We start from the raw sequence: 21200 nt of genomic DNA on the forward strand, positions 1-21200 counted from the left end.
ATGTTCGCAAAAGACGGAACCGTTTCGGATAGTCATGTCAGATCCTTGAACGAGCACCGCCGGCAGGCTTTGACGTGGCCGCCGTGCTCGCGTTCTTAGGCATAGCGATTTGCCGAGACAGCTCTTCTCATTGCACCGACTGATGTGCCGCTGTTGTTGCTCTCGATCATATCCAGATCGGGACGTGCGCCACCCTCCAGCTCTTCGGCAAGGCGCCCGCGTGTCCGGTCGCAATGAGATTAAAAGTTCGTGCCGTGTCATCGCTATTGAATGATTAGGTTCTCCCTCGCGGGGTCATTCGCCAACCTTTTGATGTGCGAAACGGGACAAGAATGTCGGGAGACCGACGATTGGATTACAAGGCCTGGCCGCCGGCCGGGGCAAGTCGTGCAGTGCGGCCGCCCGCGCTCATCCGGCATGCAACTTGCGTCTTTGATTGTTCGCTGCGCTTGGAACTTTCCGATTTTTGATGGAGCATGACATGGATCAAAAGGTTTTCGTTCCAAAGAGCATCGGGGCGATTGAGGATCCGACGAAATCGCTCCGCGATCTGATTTCCTCCCCAGACCTGACGCACCTGATGGGAGCGCATGATGGGCTTTCCGCGGCGGTCGCCATGCAGGCGGGCTTCAAGGCCATTTGGGCGTCTGGCCCGTGCATTTCGAAGAGCCTCGGCTATCGCGACGTCAAGGAGGCAAGCTGGACACATTTGATAGAGGTGATGGAACGAATGGCGGACGCCAGCGGCCTGCCGATCCTCGCTGACGGTGATTCCGGCTTCGGGAACATGAATGGCGCGCGGTTAATGACAGCAAGGCTCTTGCAGCATGGTGCCTCTGGTGTGTGCATCGATGATAAGAGCTTCCCGAAAATGAATTCCTCTGTCGGCAATCGTCCTCCGCTGGACGATATCGAAAAGTTTTCCGGCCGCCTAAAGGCGATTAAGGATGCCACGGGAAACGACCTCGTGCTTGTCGCTCGCACCGAAGCCTTGATCGCCGGTTACGGTCTCAAGGCGGCACTATTGCGCGCGGACGCCTACGCGAACGCCGGCGCCGATGCAATCCTGATCCACTCGGGGGAAGCGAAGACGCACGAGGTTCTCACCTTTGCGAAGCAATGGAAACGGCTTCCTATCATGATTGCGCCTTCGAATTACTATCGCACAGTCATTTCAGCGCATCATGAGGCTGGCATCTCGAATGTCGTCTGGGTCAACCATGCGATGCGTGCAGCGATTGCAGGTATGCGGGCCGCGTACAACTGGATCATCGCCGAAGCAAGCGCCGGGCCGATTGGGCAGGAGGTCGCGAAGCTCGACGACGGACCCGCTGCGTTATGGTGAACCGTCTTCGGCGAAAATCGGTATCTCTCTGCGCGCGTGATTAGCATTTGTAAGCTGAAGCGGTCAGCCTCGGTACGGTGTCTGCGGAGCCCGATCCGGACGACTTAATGAGACACTTTCCCGCCGAGCTGATGACAATGTGGCCGATCGGCAAGGATGTGGGCTTTGAATGACCGCCCCGATATCATCGAGCCTATCGAGGATGCGGAGCCGCCGTCACTGTGATCGGTGACGAGATTTTGAAAGAACGTGCCGCAGAAAGGTACCACGATCGTCCGTTTGAAGTCGGCATTATCGTTAACTAAGCAGAACATGATGGGACCCTTTCATTTGTGGTGATGTAGGTCGCTCTCACATGCTTTCCCTCGGTCCAATCACGCAGCCGGTTTGGATGGGTGCCGTTGATAACGACCCCCGCAGCACCCCGCAATGACATGAAATGAGCTGCACAAGCATCGACTGACGCATGACCAAGCTCGGCAAGATCGTGGGCATCTATTTCCTCGATCAACGCCCCCGGATCGTGAGTTGCCGCATTGCGATAGACGCCGTCTACATCGGTCAGAATTGCCAGTAGCGGAGCATTGGTTACCCACGCAATCCACGCCGCCACAGCGTTAGACGTTATGTCCAAACTCCATTCGACCGAATCCGTTGTGAAGAGCATGCGCGAGGCAAGCAGAACCGGAATTTTGCCAACCTTTGCCAGGCTCCGACATTCGCTCAACGTTGCAGACGGAACAAGTTTCGAAGAGAAGGCACGATTCGCCAGCAAATATCCTGTCTCATCTTGGACAAGAGCGCACGCGTGATGGGTCATCACCGATGGGGGAGGATATAGGTCTTCAACACGCTCAATCGCCTTGTCGTTTAAGTCTCCGCCAGGAACGACCAAAATTCGATGTCCACGCTCGACCAAGCGCTCGAGTTCGGCGACAGCCGTCCTAAAAACCGACAGATCATGCATGAGGCTTCCGTGGAACTTGACAACTATTGAAAAGCCGCATGGGGGAAGACTTTGGGTGAACATGCCTGAACCTCGCCCTGCCACTGTGAAGGCGCCATGTAGGTTTTGCGGGCTTCTCGATGTCAGATGGAGAACTGAGACCTTCTGAAAAGCCGCAGCGTACAACTGCATCCGTTCAACGCCATTTGGGAGAGCAAGCTCGATTACGTTGAACCTAATGTCGAGAAGTTTCGTCGCGTTTGAAAAGTCGCTCTTCCTCCATTTCTCCGCAATTCTTCACCGAACGATGTTGGAGACGTCTCGAACGTGCTACGGCTCTTTGTCCGGGATGCTCAAGCTGACGGGCCTTTCATTTAGCTGTAGGCCTACATGATCCAGTGTTCCACGCAGCGACCAACGAGAGAAATATGTCTCGGCGGCTCTCACTGCGTCGCAACAACCTCAAAAACCATGCCAACTTTGCAGAGCGAGCCCGCGAAAAGTTTTCTCAATGTTTCCTACCGACTTAGGGCTGAAGATAGCGAACACCTCAGAGGCGGCGTCGTGAAGATTCAAACGCACACACTGTCCAATTCGTCAGATAACCGACACGGGTTTTGTTAAGTCAATTTCTCGCCGTCCCACGCTAAACATTTGAAATTGACGAACGAAACCATTCCGTCCGGCGACACGGGTCGCGTTGGCGTGAGATTTGAATGGGATGGGTGCTGGAATGGCGATGCTGACCTGTAAACGATTATTCGATCCGGTCGGCAGGAGAAAAGGCGGACCGTATCAAATCGTCCAATCGGATTTTGTCAAAGAAGAGAACAATGGAAGCCAAAAGAGCGAACGGTCTGACGTGCCATATTCCCGACAACTTTAAGCCGCGGCTGAGCGAACTTACGGACGTCGAACCAAACGACGGTTTGACAGATGAGAAGCATATTGGCGGGCCGCCCCGTGCCAGGTGCAAAGTGTAGCATCTCCTCGATGATCCGCCGGCTCCGAATATCCTGGCGCCGTTGCGGCGTCGCTCAATGTACGAATGCCTCTTCCCATCTTGAAATTAGCGACAAAGCGATGCGCCACGAACAAATTACCGAATTACTTGATCGGGAGGCGATCCGTGATTGTCTTTATCGATACTGTCGCGGGATAGATCGGGCAGACGAGGCGGCGCTGCGCAGTGCGTACTGGCCGGATGCGCATGACAATCACGGCGCTTATTCGGGCTCGGCAGAGGGGTTCATAGAGTTCGCGCGCGGTGTCTTCAAGACCGAACAGCGCAACATCCATCAGATCACGAACATTCTGATCGAGTTCATCGACCCGGCGGAGGCTGCCGTCGAGAGTTACTTCACTGCGCTGCAACGCGGACCGGACGGGGCAAGGACACTACGTCAGGTTCTCTTGTGCGGCCGTTATTGCGATCTGTTTCAGAAAAGGGAAGGTGAGTGGCGCATCGCCGAGCGGACTGTCGTCTACGATTGGTTCGAGGAACAGCCCGCGCCAGTGACCTCCGAGACGGAGCGTTTCGGTCTCCGGCAGCCGATCGGGGCATCATATCCAATCGATCCGGTCTATGCGCTCTTGAACCGTCGTTTTCTTCAGAAACGTGAAGGCCACATGGCGAAAACGCCTCGGTGATGAGCGGTTTCAGATCTTCGTCGGCGGCGAAATGGAAACGTGACCTTTCTGTCTACCGCCATGTCGGGATGGTTGTCCGGAAAAAAGGTCCGGGAAACGGTCAGGAGAATTCCTCATGAGAAAGCAACGCGTCGTCATCATTACAGGCGCTGCAGGCGGGATCGGCCGCGCACTCGTCGACGCTCATCTCAATGTCGGGGACATTGTTGTTGCCGCGGACCTCCCGGACAGCGGTGTGCTTGAACTGGCTCGCGGTTTCGGCGCTGCGGATCTCGGACTTGAATTCGATGTCTCACGGGAAGAGGACATCCTTGTCCTTTATGAGCGGATCGACGCGCAGTTCGACCACATCGACGTTCTTGTCAATAACGCGGCGATGGGGCCCAGCATGGCCGCGACCACGCAGACCCCCATCGACGACTTCCGACGCGTATTGGCGGTAAATCTGATCGGGCCCTTCCTCATGGCTCGCGAAGCCGCACGGCGGATGCAGCCAGGTGCTGCGATTATCAACGTCGCCTCGATGGCCGGGATAATTGGCAATCCAAAACGCAACGCCTACGCTGCTTCGAAAGCGGGCCTTATCTCGATTACGAAGTCGCTCGCCTGCGAGTTGGCTTCACTTGGCATCCGCGTGATGGCAGTGGCGCCGGGCTATGTGCGAACGCCGATGGTCGCGCAATTGGAACACGCTGGCCAGACGAACTTAGAGGCGGTGCGCAGCCGTGTGCCGATGGGGCGCATGGCGCGTCCGGACGAAATTGCACGAGCCGTGCGGTTTCTCGCCAGCCCGGATGCGCACTGTATCAACGGCACGGTGCTGACAATTGATGGCGGGTGGATGTCCTTCAACCAGCCTGGCGACGCGCACCCGCGAGTAAGCGAAATACCACAAGCCGAACTTTCCCGTCCGCCACAATCAACCAATAAGCGGATTGTCCTCGTCACGGGCGGCGCGACCAGCATAGGCGCGGCCGTTGCTCGCCGCTTTGCAGCAAATGGCGATACCGTCGTACTTGCCGACATAAACGGCGCCGCGGCGGCGAAGTTCGCAAAATCCCTCGGCGGCGAGCACATTGGAAAATCCGTGGACATTGCAAGCGAAATGCAGGTGGTAGCACTGTTCGACGATTTGCGGGAGCGGTTCGGGGGGCTTGATGTCCTCGTCAACAGTGCCGCTTGGCCCGACAGTTGCAAGTCGGGAGTTGAGCAAACGCCTGCCGAGATCGCGCGCGTCATTGATGTCAACCTCACCGGTGCCTTCACCTGCGCGCGTGAGGCTATCAAAATGATGCGGCCCGACGGGGTAATCCTGAATATCGGATCCATCAACCGCTCCCTGACGATTGCCCAGCGCCATGCATATGGCGCATCAAAGGCGGGCTTGGAAATGCTGACCCGCTGCATGGCGGCCGAACTCGGGCCGGTTGGCATTCGGACTGCGACGATTGCTCTTGGCTTCATTCACACACCTGATAGCGCACAGAACGCGATCAGCCGCCGCAACCCAGCCCTTGGCGGGGGGCAGTTCGAAGGCATGGCAAACGCCGCGTTCTTCCTAGCTTCGCCAGATGCTTCATACATCAACGGATCGACCCTCTACGTCGGCGCCGGCTGACTTCGGACAATGTTGTATTCTACCCACGATCGGAAGCATTCACGGGAAATCGAAAACGACACTGTGTGCCAAACGGCATCCGGAGCGTCATCGAATTTGACAGTTTTAAGGAGCACTTGCGGCCGGGGAACGGCAAGCGATTTTGTTTCAAAGCCCCGAATATCAAAAAAGCCGATTGGATCAGTAGCCACGGATACATGCCCGCTGACCATTCGCGAATGGACCCAACGTGAATGAGGAAACGTTATGGAATTTGCGACCTTCATCCTTGCCTCCCAGCGGGGCTATCATCAATCGGCCGACAGAATCATCCGCAACTCAATCGAACAGGCAGTCCTTTCGGAGCAAGCTGGCTTCAACACCGCATGGTTTGCCGAACACCACTTCAACAACTATAGCCTCGTTCCATCGCCGTTGATGATGGTGGCCCATTGCGCCGGCCGGACGAACTCCATCCGCCTCGGCACTGGTGTTTGCGTATTGCCGCTTTATCAACCGCAGCGCCTGCTTTCCGAGATAGGTTTCGCCGATATCGTTTCGAGCGGCCGCCTGGAGCTTGGCGTCGGCTCTGGATATCAGCAGTTTGAGTTTGACCGCTTTGGTGTCGATATCGATGAGGCGCCCGCTGTCTTTTCGGAATATCTGGACGTCCTTCTCAAGGGCCTCACGCAAAAGATTTTTGAGCACAATGGCCAATATTTAAAGGTACCACCGACGGCGATTTCGGTGCGGACTATCCAGAAGCCGGCCCCCCCAATCTGGATCGCTACGGCGTCCGGATACAACATGGGCCGGGCCTATCGGGAAGGACACAATCTTTTCGTCACGGCATTCCACGATGGCTTGGGCGCTTTAAGCAAGCTTCGCGAGAGCGTCGAGAACGCGGCACTCGCAAAAGGTAAGGATGCCGCGGATGCCAAGATTTCGCTGTTGCGTTGTTGTTATGCCAGCGATAACGAAACGGAGATCAACAGCTATCTCGACAACGCCCGTTTCCAGCGCCGGCTATCGGAAGCGCTTCATCAGCGCCGCCAACAAACCGAGGACGGCTATCTTCTGCAGGAAACCCCGACCAAGCAGGACCTGTCGTTTCAGACGATGCGCGACAATCTACCAATCGGCAGTGTGAATCGGGTGATCGATCGCCTGCTCGAAGAGATCAGTGTGCTGAAGCCGTCCCAGATCGCAATTCACTGCCAATTGGGCGATTTCGATCATCAGGCGATGCTGCGGCAAATCGAACTCTGGGGAGACAAGATCATCCCGGCTGTCAACAAGTCGCTCGGTCATGCGCAGCCATGACCGGATAACCCCTTCCGAGATCACAGAGCAATTTTTGATGATGAACCGTCTGGATATCACTGAAGTCGGTCTCGGTTCACGGCGAACGGCCCTCGCTGACGATCCGGATCTCTGGCCAGAAGAGACGGCGATTTAGAGCCTGACCGAAAAAGAGTTGAGTGAAATCAGTCATTTGTGATTCTGTTTGTTTGCTTAGGACGAACGGAGACCACAATGGGTTGGACTGATTTCACCCGTCGGCAATATGCCCGACGCGCGAGTCGTTATGCAAGTGATCTGACGGACCGGGAGTGGGGGTTGATCTCGCCTTGCCTACCTGGGCCAAGGCGTTTGGGCAGGCCACGGAGAACCGATCTTCGCGAGGTCGTGAATGCGCTGCTTTATATTGCTTCGACGGGTTGTCAGTGGCGAATGCTGCCAAAGGACTTTCCACCGTTTACGACAGTTCAAGCCTATTTCTACGAATGGCGGGCAATGGGTTTATGGGGCCGGATCAACCATCGTCTTGTGATGGAGACGCGCGAGCTGGAAGGTCGGCAAGCCTCGCCGTCCGCTGGCGTGATCGACAGTCAGAGCGTGAAAACCACAGAAAGCGGCGGGATTTCGGGCTATGACGCCGGCAAGAAGCTCAAGGGGCGAAAGCGCCACATCATTGTCGACACGCTGGGGCTGATGGTCGGCCTGATAGTGCATGGCGCGGACATTCAGGACCGTGATGGGGCATTCGGTCTCCTGAAATCGATCCGCCACCGCTGGCCCTGGCTCCGACATGTTTTCGCCGATGGCGGCTATGCGGGCGACAAGCTGAAGGGGAGATTGGCGAAGTTCGGCCAGTGGACAATTGAAATCGTCAAGCGTTCCGACAAGGCCAAGGGCTTCACTGTCCTGCCGCGCCGCTGGGTGGTGGAACGGACCTTCGCCTGGCTCGGTCGTTGCCGTAGACTGGCCAAGGATTGGGAGAAAACGATCGCCTCCGCCGAGGCATGGATCACAATCGCCCACATCCGCATCCTTACACGGCGGCTCGCAAGATAAAGATATTGCTGAGGTCTTTTTGAGTCAGCCTCTTAGCTCGACTTTGTGCATTATGCGGCGAAGCAAAGCGCCTGCGCCATACGGACAAGTCGCCCTGGCGGTATTTTATGCATTTCCAGGTTTGACGGTGAGTGTCGATAAAGATCGTCGCTCCACAAAACGAGACGCACAGCGCCAATCGCATCTGTGAATGTCAGATCGGTTTTCCTGTACCATGCGGCGGCGTAAGGGCGCGTGCTTTGGCTGAGAACATCTCCCGCCCACAGCGTCACGAGACTATAGAGGGCCAGGAGCGAAGGTGTTGTGCGGATGATGGCGTTGCCATTCCACTGGCGCTGGGTCTCCACACCGAGATGGGCGCGTGTTTCGGCGAACGTCACTTCGATCTGCCAGCGCCGAACGAAATAGGCGATGATCTGGGTCGGCTCGAGCTCGGTATTGGTGCTCATAAACGCCTGCGGTTCGCGGCGGCCGGTCGGGTCTCGAACCAGGACCCAGCGAATTGGCCTTGGTGGGGTTCCCCGCCGATACCACAAGCCAGTGCCTGTCGTGATATCAAGGTGTTTATCGGTTTGTCTGCCATACCAGGTTGACGCGATGACGCGTTGCCAGACGGTCTTGGGATTGTTGAGGACCGCCTTGAGCTTGGGCAAGGGCATGCCTTTTTGTGCGGGCCGCCCGAGCGTATGTTCGTGTCGCGGATCTGGCGGGGTGAACAGACTGGCGTCGAGACGCAGGCGTGTGATGAGGGTGGCTCTGCCTGGTAGCGCTGCAGCCAATGTGTGGACAGCAAAACTGCTGTCGCCAACAAAGATGAGATCGCGTCCAGGCAGCCAGCGGCAAAGCTGCATCACGCCCTGTCTTGCCCAATCCGTCAGCAGTTTGTGCCTTCGTCCCCTCTTTTTGTCGTAGCGCTCTGAGGGGCATAAAAGCGTTAAGACTGGTAGGGCCTTGATGCATTTGGCCCATGGGACCGGGGCAAGAACCATGAAGCTCAACCAGCGCAAGCCGCTGGCTTTGACGAAGTGACCGTGACTGGAGCGCACTGGATCGCGATAAATGCCACGCGCGGCAATCTTTGGTCCCCATCGGCGTTCGATGGTGTCATCCATACCGATCACAATGGGACCATCGGGTACGAGGCTGGCGACAACGACCGATAACAGCCGCGAAGCCAACGTACGCGGGTTCCAACGCGCGCGATTGAGGAGCTGATGGTAGAGGGAAAAATTGCCAGCCTCGGCGCGGCCGGTGATCCGCAAACAGGACGTCACTGTTCGTTTGCCTGGAGACAGGATCGCACCCATCACCAGGACCAGGAGATGCTCCCAGCTGGGTGCCGTGAACCAGGGACGAAACGACGACAGCCACTGGCGAAGGATTTGCGGAACAGGATCACCCGACCCGACGCAGTTCTCATTATGATCGGTCATCCACCGGTTCGAATCCGGTCACGCGAAACAGGCAAGTCAGAGAGACTGCGGCGAATTGATTCACCCCGCTCAAATTGCCTCAAAATGAGAGTGCCGCGCGCGCCACGCTGCCAGTACGCGGAAGATCAGCGCCGCCGCTACAAACCCGAAACTCCAAAGAGATTTTGTACAAAGTCAAGCTTAGACTTTGGCGAACTCGCTACAATAAACTGCCGTAGTGACCATCATCACCCAGCGAGACTGAGTGTCTCGAAGTGAAATGGGCCGCGTACCCCGGCGGAAAAACGCTCGGCGGCGTTCAGAGCCATCTCTAACCTTTCGCGAGGCGGTGAGCTTGATGATGCATAGAGCGCGCCCAGTGCTATTTGCTGACCACATCCACAGGCGTCAAAGCCATCGACCGGCTCAACAACCTGGTAATCATCGTCAATTCTGAAAAGCCTTCCGGCATAGCCGACGAGGAAGGTGCCGCCGCGCTCGACTTCGTCCTGCCGCCGTGCGTAGCCGCCATCTTTCAGGCACTGGCGAAGCGCGTCGACGAAATCCGTCACCATGAAGGCATAGACATCCGTTTCAGGATCTCTTTTGGGCGGCTTGAGCGAATGTGCCAATAGCTGGCCCATTCTGAACGAAGAGGTAAACCCGAAGAGAAAGTCCTAGTTGCGGAAAACTTTGCGATCGGCTCGGAGGGTAAGCGAATAGCCGGCCACACCAGCGCTATCGCCGCCGATGTGAACAGATCCGTCGCTGATCAAACCGACAATGCATGTCATCCGCCGTCGCTCCTCCTGTGGGCTGATTAGTAGAACCCAATGTCGCCACTGGCTGCCGACCATGCTTTGTCGACTTTGCTGCCCCAAGCTCTGCAAGCAAACAGCTTGCCAAACAGCGCCTCGGCCACTGTCAACCGTGTGTCAGCTTCCCGACGGTATTGCCGCTTTCTGGCCGATTGGCGCGATTACCGGGTCTGTGATGAACCGGCACGCGCTCGCCTGAAACTTCAATAAATCTTCGCGATGTTTTTGCTTCGGGGGACGATGTCGGATTTGTTCCGTCCGCGACACCGACGTGTTCGCCAACTGACGCATCCATGCTTGAACCGTTGGGATAGCGGTCATTTCACGCTCTTTGCGCAGCTGGCACGGCTTTTGAAGTTCCTTTGCCAGGAGGTGATAGAAACGATGACCTGTGACGAGATCGATCCGATGAAAGGAGGAGAAAGGCATCATGCCAAGTCTGGCGCAGATCCGCATTAAGTCCAAAAGGACCGTTACCTGCCTGGCATCGGAACGCTCGATTGCTGGAGTGGCGGCGTTCTCATAATTACTCGGCTCGACCAATAGTCGCCAATGAACCCCGCTGGTTTCAATGAACATGTGCTTACCCGACTTTCGCATTCGTCGGATTAGAGTCGCGCAGGTGCGGCGGTGAAACAGCCGTTCTGGCGCCAAATTGAGGACCGCCTTTTCTTTGCCGCGCCAGCTACGATTTTTCCTGCGGAGGTGAGTGGAGCCCTAGTTCTGTGCGAGCTTTCCGCGAGCCTAGACCGAACCGTCTGACGATTGCTCCGTTTGCGGAGATCATCGCCCAGCGGCCACGGGAGCAGTAACGATTTCTGGCAGGGCTAAATCCATTTGGTCGGCTAAAACAGCCACGTGTTTCTCACCTTCGGAGGCTCGGCAACACAAAACCAGGCAAGGACAATACCATCCGTTCTCGGGACAGATCGTACGGCCATCGTGTCCGCCATCACAGACTTACCTCCCCGCACAACGGAGTTCTTCCCGATTAGGAGTTTTTCGCACATGAGTGTTATCGATGCTCGGCCGACACTGAATGCCCCCGATGACGACCCTTATCTCTGGCTCGAAGACATCGATGGCGAGAAAGCTTTGATTTGGGTCACTGAGCAATCGGCGCGAACGCTTTCGCGTTTTGGCGGGCCGCCGTTCGAAGGAGACCGCGACACGCTCGCGGGCATTTTCGACTGCCCTGACAAGATTGCGGGGATCACGCGCCGGGACCGATACCTTTATAATTTCTGGCGCGATGCCGAAAACCCGAGAGGCGTGTGGCGCAGAACAACACTCGCCGCCTACATGGCGGCGGAGCCGGAGTGGGAGATCGTTCTCGACGTGGATGCCCTTGCCAAGGCCGAGGGAAAGGACTGGATATGGGACAGTGCCTCGATCGAACCGGGCAGATGCGAAAGCGCCGTCCTTCACCTGTCGCTGGGTGGCAGCGATGCGGTCGTGCATCGCGAGTACGATCTAACCACGCGAAGCCTCGTTACCGACGGCTTCAATCTCCCGGAGGCCAAAGGCAATGTTGCCTGGCTCGATTACGACACTCTTTTGCTTTCCATCGCTCTCGGCGATGGCATGGCGACGCGCTCCGGCTATGCGCGCACAGTGCGGTTATGGACGCGTGACTCCGATCCGCTCGCCGCACCGGTTATCTTCGAGGCGGGTCCCGATTCCATCCTCGTGTTCGGCTTTCTGGATCGTACCGCCGCAAGCGAACGCGTTTGGTTCATCGAGCGGGGCTTTTTCAGTACGGTCGGCTGGATCGGCGACAGGAGCGGTCCGAAGACCAAGATCGATCTTCCTCGAGATGCTAGCTGGAACGTCTTCGGTGATTGGCTGGCTGTGAAGTTGCGTAACGCATGGACGGTCGGAGGAACGACCCATTCAGCTGACGCACTGATCGGCATCTCCCTGTCCTCGTTCATCGCCGGCGCGCGTAACTTTGCTACGCTGTTTGAACCGGACGAAAGGTGCGCCCTGCAGTCCTTCTTCTGGAACGATGGAAAGCTCGTGGTATCCCTCCTCGACAATCTCGTTCCTCGCTTCGATATGTTCACGCCTGGACGACAGGATTGGACGCACCGAACGTTGGACACCATGCCCGCTGCGACGACTGTTCGAGCCTGGCCCTTAGATGCGGAAGTTCACGAGAGCAATGGGGAAGTCCTCGTCTCGGCTGAAGATCCAGTGACGCCGCCGCAGCTTCTCTTGTTCAATCTTAACGGGGCGCCGCGGCTCGGCGCCCCCGTCGTCCTGAAACGCGATCCAGACAAATTCGATGCATCAGGATTGCTGGTCACGCGTCACGAGGCGGGTTCGACGGATGGTGAAATAATCCCCTATACACAGGTCGGGCCGGAAAACGGAAACGGAAATGCGCCGGTCCACCTCACCGCCTGTGGCGACTACGGCAAATCGGTTCTGCCCCATTACAACTCCGCGATAGGCAAGCTGTGGCTCGAACCCGGCGGCACGAGCGTGGTGGCCAACATCCGCGGCGGCAGCGAGTTCGGTACGCGCTGGCGCGAGGCTGGAAAAAGGGCGAAAAGGCGTCTTGCCCATGACGATTTCGCCACCGTGGCCGCCGACCTGGTGCGCCGGGGTGTCACGCGTCCCGGACGGATCGCTGCCGAGGGCGGTTCAAATGGCGGTCTCCTGATCGCCAACATGCTAACTCGATATCCGGAGCGTTTCGGCGCACTCTTTTGCACAGTACCCGTTCTCGATCTGCGTCGTTACACCAAGCTCCTCGCGGGCGCGAGCCGGATTGACGAAAAGGGTGATCCCGACAAGCCGGAGGATTGGGCCTTTCTCAGTCAAATGTCTGCCTATCACACGGCCGAAGCCGGGCAATTCTACCCGCCCATCCTGCTCGCGACCCGAAGAGGGGACGACCGCGTCCATCCGGGGCACGCACGTAAGATGGCTGCAAAGCTGCAGGCACTCGGCTGCCCCGCTTACTTCTACGAAGCTGAGGTCGGTGGTCATGGTGCCGGCGCGGACGATCGCGAGCAGGCGGCGTTCCTAGCCCTAGGTTACGGTTTCCTTCGCGATGCGATCGGCTTTTCGGAACGTCTGTGACTGGTTGAGGAAAGCAGCAGATCGACTTGAAGCGGCGAGGCACTCCCTCCATCATAAACGGTATCATCGACCCTTAGGTCGCCGCGCGGCAACTGCATGGCAGAAGAGGGCCTGCCAGGAAGGCAGTCGGAGTGCATTCCAACAGGCGAAAGCGGCCTGTCAGAACTTGGATCCGCGCCGGAACGGTTGCTCGTCTAGCGAAGAACCGGCTCTCCATGGAAACGGCGTTTTGATGGTTTTGAGACGCCAAAACCGACCTCCATCATCAGTCGCGGCCTCTGCTTTGCCAAGGTACCCATATGAAAGCCGAAAGGATCCTCGACGAAACCTGAACCCGCTTTGCCGGTCAAAGTGATGGCATTTTCTGCGCCATAGAAATCAAGCACCTCGTGCGCCGGATGGCCAACGAGCAGAGTCAATTGATGCCTCAAGCGCCGACGGTTGTGGCTGCCGCGCACGTAGACATGCGGACCGGAATTGCCATCGACGTCGGAGAGGTAAAAGAAAAACTTCAGCATCCGCCAATCATCAAGATCGAAGTGAAACTTGAAGGAAGCGCGGCTCAGATCCGCATCCGAAGCGTTTTTCGTCGGAAAGCTCCACCACGTCCGCGTGGTGATCAATCTCGCGTTGCCGCCGAGATAATGCCTTGCCACGTCGAGAAGCAGCGGATCTTGCTGAACGGCAACGACGGCATCACATCGTAACGCCCGTTCGTAATGGTGGCCACTTAGTATCGTCCTGCCAAACCACCCCTCGGCTTCGACATGGTCGCTGGCCAAGAAGTCGAACCTTCGGTCGAAATTGCCGAAGCAAGGCGTCTCATGTCCAAAACGGGCAATTTCCTCGCAGATTGCGGTGGGAAGCGTCAAGCCGGCAAAAAGGCCCGTACTTCTCAATTCGGCTGCGATCGTCTCTGCCTTGAGGTCACCAAACATCGAGGGCTTGCGACTTTCCTGCCGCGGCGCTTGTCTTGCGGTCAGCCAATGTGCCTTGCGGAACGGCATCGTGCGTGCCAGCAGGAACATTGGTAGCCAAGCCGGGTTCTCCCGCATATCAGTGAGATAGGTTGGAATTCGAGACACCATCCGACGAAATACCCCGCCGTTGCGCGCGATCTGTTCGAGGTCCTTCGGGTTGGAGTTTGCGGAGCTGAGCATTCGATCGCCTTTCATGGATGATGGAAGTTCCTCCTGCGGGCAAGAACCTGCACTCGATACGGATAGTCTCGACAAAACGTGTTCCTGTTGATGCTATGAAATCCAGTAACGGATCAACGGAATGTGCAAAGGCGGTGTGCTGTCGCACGCGCCTTTGCTGGCCTTGTCCAGGGGAGGATTCGTTCAAGGGAATGTGTTCGTTGCTCCTCTTATTGAAACCAGATTTGACATTAGGCGCAGTCGGACCTAGCCCAATGAGCGGAAATCGGGAGCACCGGCTTTGATTGCATGACTGAACATCAATTTCCCTAAAGTTTGTTTTCGAACGATCAATGTGGAGGCATAGGAACCGATTCTTGACTTCGTTTGCAAATTTATTGTTTAGATAACGCTTATTTACGATATGGATAAATCAAGACACAGCTCCGCAGTTTCAGGGACTGAGACCCGTTCATGATGCCGATCTACACCGGCATTTCCGTACGGCAGTTTCCTGTTGAAGACTCCCCACCGGATGTCAGATCGCCAAGGCGTTAAGGAATGGGGATGAGCGGATATTAAACGCGCTGATAGCCGATCTCCTTCGCGTGGATCCCGTACGGCGGCGTGTTCGGCAACGGCGGGTGCTTGCCACGTTCGCTCTGATATTCGAACCAAGCGATTGCTCTTGCCGCGATGACGTGAGTGGAGGCCTTTATGCCGAGCTCCTGGGTCGGCCCGAAATTTTGTCCGATACCATGCAACGATGCGTGGAAGGTTCCACGTCTTGTCGTCTCACGACCGCCCCCAAAGGGGTTGCCCGGTTAAGAGAGTTGCCAAGACGCGCAACGAGAGTAAACCCCAAACATCCCCAAGGCCGATTTATGCGACCGTTCGGGCGAGCCAATGCAACTGTGCACTCGATTTACTTGATTTCGGTCAACTTATATTCTTTCAATAGGCACGATGATCGATGGCGTGTATGGCACACCTCCACGCCGTGGATGAAGGAAAACATGCGCTTTAAAGGTCTTGATCTAAATCTCCTTGTCGTGCTCGACGCCCTCATGACCGAGCGCAACCTCACAGCAGCGGCACGAAGCATCAATCTGAGCCAGCCCGCGATGAGCGCGGCCGTCGCGCGGCTGCGAAGCTATTTCCGCGACGATCTCTTTACGATGGTTGGCCGTGAACTTGTCCCAACGCCACGTGCCGAAAGGCTCGCCGTGGCCGTCCGAGAGGCTTTGCTGTATATCCAGCTCTCCGTTATTGCCTGGGAACCGTTCGATCCGGCTCATTCGGATCGCTGCTTCAAGATCATCCTATCCGACTACGTGACACTCGTGTTTCTTGAAAAGGTCGTCGAGCGTATGGCGCAGGAAGCTCCTGCCATCAGCTTCGAGTTTCTACCTGTTTCAGACGACTTCGATGAGCTCCTCCAGCGCGGCGACGTCGACTTCCTCATTATGCCGAAAGTGTTCATGTCGAAGCATCCTCATGCTGCACTGTTCGACGATATATTCGTGTGCGTAGGGTGTAGTACGAACAAGCAGCTATCAGAGCCGTTCACGTTCGAGCAATACATGTCGATGGGCCATGTTGCGGTCAGATTTGGAAGTGGCCTTAGGCCTGCCATTGACGAATGGTATTTGCGCGAGCGGGGTTTCAAGCGACGTATCGAGGTCGTGGTGCAATCCTTTAGCATGATACCGCCCATGCTAGCAGGTACCGACCGTATAGGGACAATGCCTTTGCGGCTGGCGCAGCACTGTGCGAAAACGACGCCCCTGCGCATCATGGAGCTTCCGCTTCCGATCGCCACATTGACCGAGGCCGTCCAATGGCCCGCGCTCCACAATAGCGATGCGGCAAGCCTTTGGATGCGGGAGACATTAATTCGGGAGGCTGCCCGGATGGTTTCGCCGCCGGCTGCGGAACGTCAAGATGCTCCGACAATGAAGCCCACTCGTCCGAAAGTTTACGCCGGATAAACGGCCGGCTCGCTTGATGCGGCTGCGATGCATTCAAACTTTTCAAGCCATTGGGCATGCGAGCTTGTCCGCGACCGGCCGCCAGGAATATTGCGCAGCTTACCTGGATCCCTGCGCTTACCGCTGATTCCAAACGCATAAATTGCCAAGGCTGTCCTATCCGTTTCGTGTGGGTCGCGCCGCATGGATATGCCGCTTTCGATCCTGGGGCATGATGCGGCCGAACAAGCAGTTGGGGTCTCAACTGGTTTGGCATTGTTTTGAGGCAAACCCGGGTGCTTCGCCAGTGGCACGATTTGATGTGGGATTGTCTCCAATTTTAAAAATTCTTTGGTCCCGCTGTGGTCTTGGCCAACCTGCGGCACCCTCCGATCGCCAGGCTTTATCAGTTTACTGCGACACATTGCGTCCGATTTGTCGGGCCCGCGACAAAGGCTTGTCCAGTTGGAGCGCATGTCTGGCGCAGCTAAATAGCTGAAAAACAATCAAGAGAGTTTCCCTTCAAGTCGACTGCCAACTTGGCACGCGTTTTGAAACGCTTCTCGGCGGGCGGCGCGAGCTGCCGACCGTACTCCGCGACGGATGGAACGAAAGAAGGAAGGCAACATGTCAGATTTGCGTCAAATCGCATTCTACGGCAAAGGGGGCATCGGCAAGTCCACCACCTCACAAAATACGCTCGCAGCCCTTGTCGATCTCGGGCAGAAGATCCTGATCGTCGGCTGCGATCCCAAAGCCGACTCCACCCGCCTGATCTTGAACTCGAAGGCGCAGGACACCGTGCTGCATCTAGCGGCACAGGAAGGTTCGGTGGAAGACCTCGAACTCGAGGACGTGCTCAAAATCGGCTATAAGGGCATCAAGTGCGTAGAGTCCGGGGGCCCGGAGCCGGGTGTTGGTTGCGCCGGCCGCGGCGTCATCACCTCCATCAACTTCCTTGAGGAAAACGGCGCCTACGACAATGTCGACTATGTCTCCTATGACGTGCTCGGCGACGTCGTGTGCGGCGGCTTCGCAATGCCGATCCGCGAGAACAAGGCCCAGGAAATCTACATCGTCATGTCCGGCGAGATGATGGCGCTTTACGCGGCAAACAACATCGCCAAGGGCATCCTGAAATATGCCCATGCAGGCGGCGTGAGGCTCGGGGGTCTGATCTGCAACGAGCGCCAGACGGACCGCGAGATCGACCTCGCCGAGGCCCTGGCCTCCAGGCTCAATTCCAAGCTCATCCATTTCGTGCCGCGCGACAACATCGTCCAGCACGCCGAGCTCAGGAAGATGACGGTCATCCAGTATGCGCCGGATTCCAAACAGGCCGGAGAATATCGCACCCTGGCTGAGAAAATTCATGCCAATTCGGGTCAAGGGACCGTCCCGACCCCGATCACCATGGAAGAGCTCGAGGACATGCTGCTCGACTTCGGCATCATGAAGACCGACGAGCAGATGCTTGCGGAACTTCAGGCCAAGGAATCGAAGGTGGCGGCCGCCCAATAACCGCCGCTTTCGACGGACGCGCCGGCCCTTGACCCGGCGCGTCCTTCCCGAGAACGCGCCTCAGCGCGAGGCGACATCCGAACCTTAAAAGAGGGCAGGCCCTATGAGCCTCGACTACGAGAAAAACGGCGCTTTGCATGAAAAGCTTATAGCGGACGTGCTGTCGCAATATCCGGACAAGGCGGCGAAGCGCCGCAACAAGCACCTCGGCGTTGCAACGGGCAAAGACGCGACCGACAAGGAGGACGACGTTCTTTCCGAATGCAGCGTCAAATCGAATATCAAATCCATTCCGGGCGTTATGACCATCCGCGGCTGCGCCTATGCCGGTTCCAAAGGTGTCGTGTGGGGGCCGATCAAGGATATGGTCCACATCTCCCATGGACCGGTTGGTTGCGGCCAATATTCCTGGTCGCAGCGTCGCAATTATTATGTCGGCACGACAGGGATCGACACCTTCGTGACGATGCAGTTCACCTCCGACTTCCAGGAAAGAGACATCGTTTTCGGCGGCGACAAGAGGTTGGACAAGATCATCGATGAGATCGAGGAATTATTCCCGCTGAACAAAGGCGTCAGCATCCAATCGGAATGCCCGATCGGTCTGATTGGCGATGACATCGAGGCTGTGTCGCGCAAGAAGGCGAAGGAACACGACAAGACGATCGTGCCGGTGCGCTGCGAGGGCTTCCGCGGCGTATCGCAATCACTTGGCCACCATATCGCCAACGATTCCATCCGTGACTGGGTTTTCGAGAAAACGGATGTCGAGTTCGAGGCGAGTCCTTACGACATCAACGTCGTCGGCGATTACAATATCGGCGGCGATGCGTGGGCCACGCGCATCCTCCTGGAGGAGATGGGGTTGCGCGTGGTCGGCAACTGGTCTGGAGACGCCACGCTTGCCGAAGTGGAGCGGGCGCCGAAGGCCAAGCTCAACCTCATCCACTGTTACCGGTCGATGAACTACATCTGTCGGCACATGGAGGAAAAGTACGGCATTCCATGGATGGAATACAATTTCTTTGGTCCGTCGCAGATCGAAGCCTCTTTGCGCAAGCTTGCCAAGCATTTCGGGCCGGAAATTGAGGAAAAGACCGAGAAAGTCATTGCCAAGTACCGGCCTTTGGTCGACGCCATCATCGCCAAATACCGACCACGCCTCCAAAGCAAGACCGTGATGCTCTACGTCGGCGGTTTGCGCCCTCGTCACGTGGTCACGGCCTACGAGGATCTCGGCATGGAGATCGTTGGCACCGGCTACGAGTTCGCCCACAACGACGACTATCAGCGCACCGGCCATTACGTGAAAAAAGGCACGCTCATCTACGACGACGCGACCGGTTATGAACTGGAAAAATTCATCGAGGGGATCCGCCCCGATCTCGTAGGCTCCGGTATCAAGGAAAAGTACCCGGTGCAGAAGATGGGCATTCCATTCCGCCAGATGCATTCGTGGGACTACTCCGGCCCGTATCATGGCTACGACGGCTTTGCCATCTTTGCCAAAGACATGGACCTCGCCATCAACAATCCAGTCTGGGATCTTTACGACGCCCCCTGGAAGAGAAAGGTCGCGCCGGCTGAGGCGGTTGCGGCCGAATGAGGGCCTGGCCTGTCTTGGAGCAGGGGCAGGCTAGGCTCTCGCCGCGGATTTGATCCTGACACCTCGAACATCTCGACGTCCTTTGCCGCCATTGGTGCGGCACGATGAAACGAAAGGCGATTACCATGCCGCAGTCGGCGGAAAAAATTCTCGACCACGCGCCTCTGTTCCGCGAGCCGGAATACAGGCGAATGCTTGCCGAAAAGAAGCTGAATTTCGAATGTCCGCACCCGGACCAGGTCGTTGCCGATCAAAGCGAGTTCACCAAGACCTGGGAGTACAGGGAGAAAAATCTTGCCCGCGAAGCCCTCGTAATAAATCCCGCCAAAGCCTGCCAGCCGCTCGGGGCCGTCTTTGCGGCTGCGGGCTTCGAGCGGACCATGTCCTTCGTCCACGGCAGCCAGGGCTGCGTTGCCTATTACCGGTCGCACCTTTCGCGACACTTCAAGGAGCCTTCGTCGGCGGTTTCGTCCTCGATGACTGAGGACGCGGCGGTATTTGGCGGACTGAAGAACATGGTCGACGGGCTCGCCAACACCTATGCGCTCTACGACCCGTCGATGATTGCCGTCTCGACCACCTGCATGGCGGAGGTTATCGGCGACGATTTGCACGGCTTTATCGAAAACGCCAAGAGCGAAGGCTCGGTCCCCTTAGACTTCGATGTTCCTTTCGCCCACACGCCCGCCTTCGTCGGCAGCCATGTCGATGGCTATGACGGCATGGTCAAGGGCATCCTGGAGCACTTCTGGAAGGGCAGGGAGCGCAAGGAACCGAACGGCACCATCAACATCATACCCGGGTTCGACGGCTTCTGCGTCGGCAACAACCGCGAGCTCAAGCGCCTGCTGAACCTCATGGGCGTATCGTATACCCTCATCCAGGACGCATCCGACCAGTTCGATACTCCCTCGGATGGCATGTATCGCATGTATGATGGCGGCACGACGATCGGAGACGTCAAGGAAGCTCTTGGCGCCGAAGCGACACTATCGCTGCAGCACTACAACACCCGCAAGACGCTGGAATATTGCAAGGAGTTCGGACAGCCGACGGCTTCCTTCCATTATCCCCTTGGCGTTAAAGCAACCGACGAATTGCTGGTGAAAATCTCGGAGATTTCCGGCAAGGAAATCCCTTCCGCGATCGGACTGGAGCGTGGGCGCCTCGTCGACGCCATGGCGGACAGCCAAGCCTGGCTGCACGGAAAGAAATACGCGATCTACGGCGATCCAGATTTTGTCTATGCGGTGGCCCGGTTCGTGATGGAAACCGGCGGCGAGCCCACACATTGCCTCGCGACCAACGGCACATCTGCGTGGGAAAGCGAAATGAAGGCATTGCTTGCATCCTCGCCGTTCGGAAAGGATGCCAAGGTCTGGGCGGGCAAGGACCTCTGGGCACTGCGATCACTGCTTTTCACCGAACCGGTGGACCTGTTGATCGGCAATTCCTATGGCAAATATCTGGAGCGCGACACCGGCACGCCGCTGATCCGGCTGACGTTTCCGATTTTCGACCGGCACCATCATCATCGCTTCCCGCTGATGGGCTACCAAGGCGGGCTGCGTGTCTTAACGACAATCCTCGACACGATATTCGACAAACTCGACCGCGAGACGAGCCAAACAGGTGTCACGGACTATTCCTATGACCTCACACGCTAACGGCAAACGCTCGGCTCCGCCGCCGAGTGTCTTGCAATCGACATCTAAGGCCGGCGCAAGCCGGTCGCTCGATGCCAGGAT

The 21200-nt window shown here is 57.1% G+C and carries 15 protein-coding genes and 1 pseudogene; 11 read left to right on the top strand and 5 right to left on the bottom strand.

Annotation, left to right across the window (positions count from 1 at the left end; translation table 11 throughout):
• Positions 1-481 precede the first annotated feature (481 nt).
• Positions 482-1345 carry an isocitrate lyase/phosphoenolpyruvate mutase family protein gene (locus tag GGD46_RS31140; RefSeq protein ID WP_240535520.1) on the top strand — a complete coding sequence of 288 codons (864 nt, stop codon included), beginning with the start codon at positions 482-484 and terminating at the stop codon, positions 1343-1345.
• A gap of 77 nt (positions 1346-1422) precedes the next feature.
• A pseudogene (locus GGD46_RS34105) lies at positions 1423-1570 on the top strand (SOS response-associated peptidase); the annotation flags it as partial.
• Positions 1571-1646: 76 nt separating this feature from the next.
• Here the strand turns inward: GGD46_RS34105 and GGD46_RS31145 are convergent.
• Entirely contained in the window at positions 1647-2375 is a 729-nt protein-coding gene (locus GGD46_RS31145; protein ID WP_004126078.1) for an aspartate/glutamate/uridylate kinase, read from the bottom strand.
• A 999-nt stretch (positions 2376-3374) separates the two neighbouring features.
• On the opposite strand from GGD46_RS31145, the gene GGD46_RS31150 reads away from it, so the two are divergent.
• The 4 genes from GGD46_RS31150 (at position 3375) to GGD46_RS31165 (ending at position 7896) form a co-directional block, all read left to right on the top strand.
• Positions 3375-3941: a nuclear transport factor 2 family protein gene (locus tag GGD46_RS31150; protein WP_004126081.1), complete on the top strand. Its 567-nt coding sequence runs from the start codon at positions 3375-3377 to the stop codon at positions 3939-3941.
• Positions 3942-4056: 115 nt separating this feature from the next.
• Positions 4057-5559 (top strand): SDR family oxidoreductase, encoded by a 1503-nt coding sequence (locus tag GGD46_RS31155; protein ID WP_004126084.1) that lies wholly within the window; start codon positions 4057-4059, stop codon positions 5557-5559.
• A gap of 246 nt (positions 5560-5805) precedes the next feature.
• Positions 5806-6861, top strand: coding sequence for an LLM class flavin-dependent oxidoreductase (locus GGD46_RS31160; protein ID WP_004126087.1), 1056 nt, complete (start codon positions 5806-5808; stop codon positions 6859-6861).
• Positions 6862-7074: 213 nt separating this feature from the next.
• A complete protein-coding gene (locus tag GGD46_RS31165) occupies positions 7075-7896 on the top strand; it encodes an IS5-like element ISRtr3 family transposase (protein WP_004126090.1) in 822 nt (273 codons plus the stop codon).
• A 50-nt stretch (positions 7897-7946) separates the two neighbouring features.
• Here the strand turns inward: GGD46_RS31165 and GGD46_RS31170 are convergent, their stop codons facing one another.
• From GGD46_RS31170 to GGD46_RS31180, 3 genes are all read right to left on the bottom strand, one after another.
• On the bottom strand, positions 7947-9329 hold the full coding sequence (locus tag GGD46_RS31170) for a transposase (protein ID WP_004126092.1): 1383 nt from the start codon (positions 9327-9329) through the stop codon (positions 7947-7949).
• Between the two features lie 227 nt (positions 9330-9556).
• Entirely contained in the window at positions 9557-9940 is a 384-nt protein-coding gene (locus tag GGD46_RS31175; protein WP_240535522.1) for a hypothetical protein, read from the bottom strand.
• Positions 9941-10243: 303 nt separating this feature from the next.
• Complete coding sequence (locus GGD46_RS31180) at positions 10244-10705, bottom strand: hypothetical protein (RefSeq protein WP_028755198.1); 462 nt, start codon at positions 10703-10705, stop codon at positions 10244-10246.
• A gap of 429 nt (positions 10706-11134) precedes the next feature.
• On the opposite strand from GGD46_RS31180, the gene GGD46_RS31185 reads away from it, so the two are divergent.
• Positions 11135-13216, top strand: coding sequence for a prolyl oligopeptidase family serine peptidase (locus GGD46_RS31185; protein WP_004126095.1), 2082 nt, complete (start codon positions 11135-11137; stop codon positions 13214-13216).
• A 194-nt stretch (positions 13217-13410) separates the two neighbouring features.
• Here the strand turns inward: GGD46_RS31185 and GGD46_RS31190 are convergent, their stop codons facing one another.
• On the bottom strand, positions 13411-14376 hold the full coding sequence (locus GGD46_RS31190; RefSeq protein ID WP_004126098.1) for a hypothetical protein: 966 nt from the start codon (positions 14374-14376) through the stop codon (positions 13411-13413).
• A 995-nt stretch (positions 14377-15371) separates the two neighbouring features.
• Here GGD46_RS31190 and GGD46_RS31195 point away from each other — a divergent pair.
• The 4 genes from GGD46_RS31195 (at position 15372) to nifK (ending at position 21119) form a co-directional block, all read left to right on the top strand.
• Entirely contained in the window at positions 15372-16346 is a 975-nt protein-coding gene (locus GGD46_RS31195) for a LysR family transcriptional regulator (protein ID WP_004126101.1), read from the top strand.
• 606 nt (positions 16347-16952) lie between these two features.
• Complete coding sequence (gene nifH / locus GGD46_RS31200) at positions 16953-17846, top strand: nitrogenase iron protein (protein WP_004126102.1); 894 nt, start codon at positions 16953-16955, stop codon at positions 17844-17846.
• A gap of 103 nt (positions 17847-17949) precedes the next feature.
• Positions 17950-19452: a nitrogenase molybdenum-iron protein alpha chain gene (gene nifD / locus GGD46_RS31205; RefSeq protein WP_004126105.1), complete on the top strand. Its 1503-nt coding sequence runs from the start codon at positions 17950-17952 to the stop codon at positions 19450-19452.
• A 125-nt stretch (positions 19453-19577) separates the two neighbouring features.
• Complete coding sequence (gene nifK, locus GGD46_RS31210; protein WP_004126108.1) at positions 19578-21119, top strand: nitrogenase molybdenum-iron protein subunit beta; 1542 nt, start codon at positions 19578-19580, stop codon at positions 21117-21119.
• The last annotated feature ends 81 nt before the right edge of the window (positions 21120-21200 follow it).

This window comes from Martinezella lusitana (assembly GCF_014207095.1).
In the GTDB taxonomy this organism is placed as follows: Bacteria; Pseudomonadota; Alphaproteobacteria; order Rhizobiales; family Rhizobiaceae; genus Rhizobium; species Rhizobium lusitanum_B.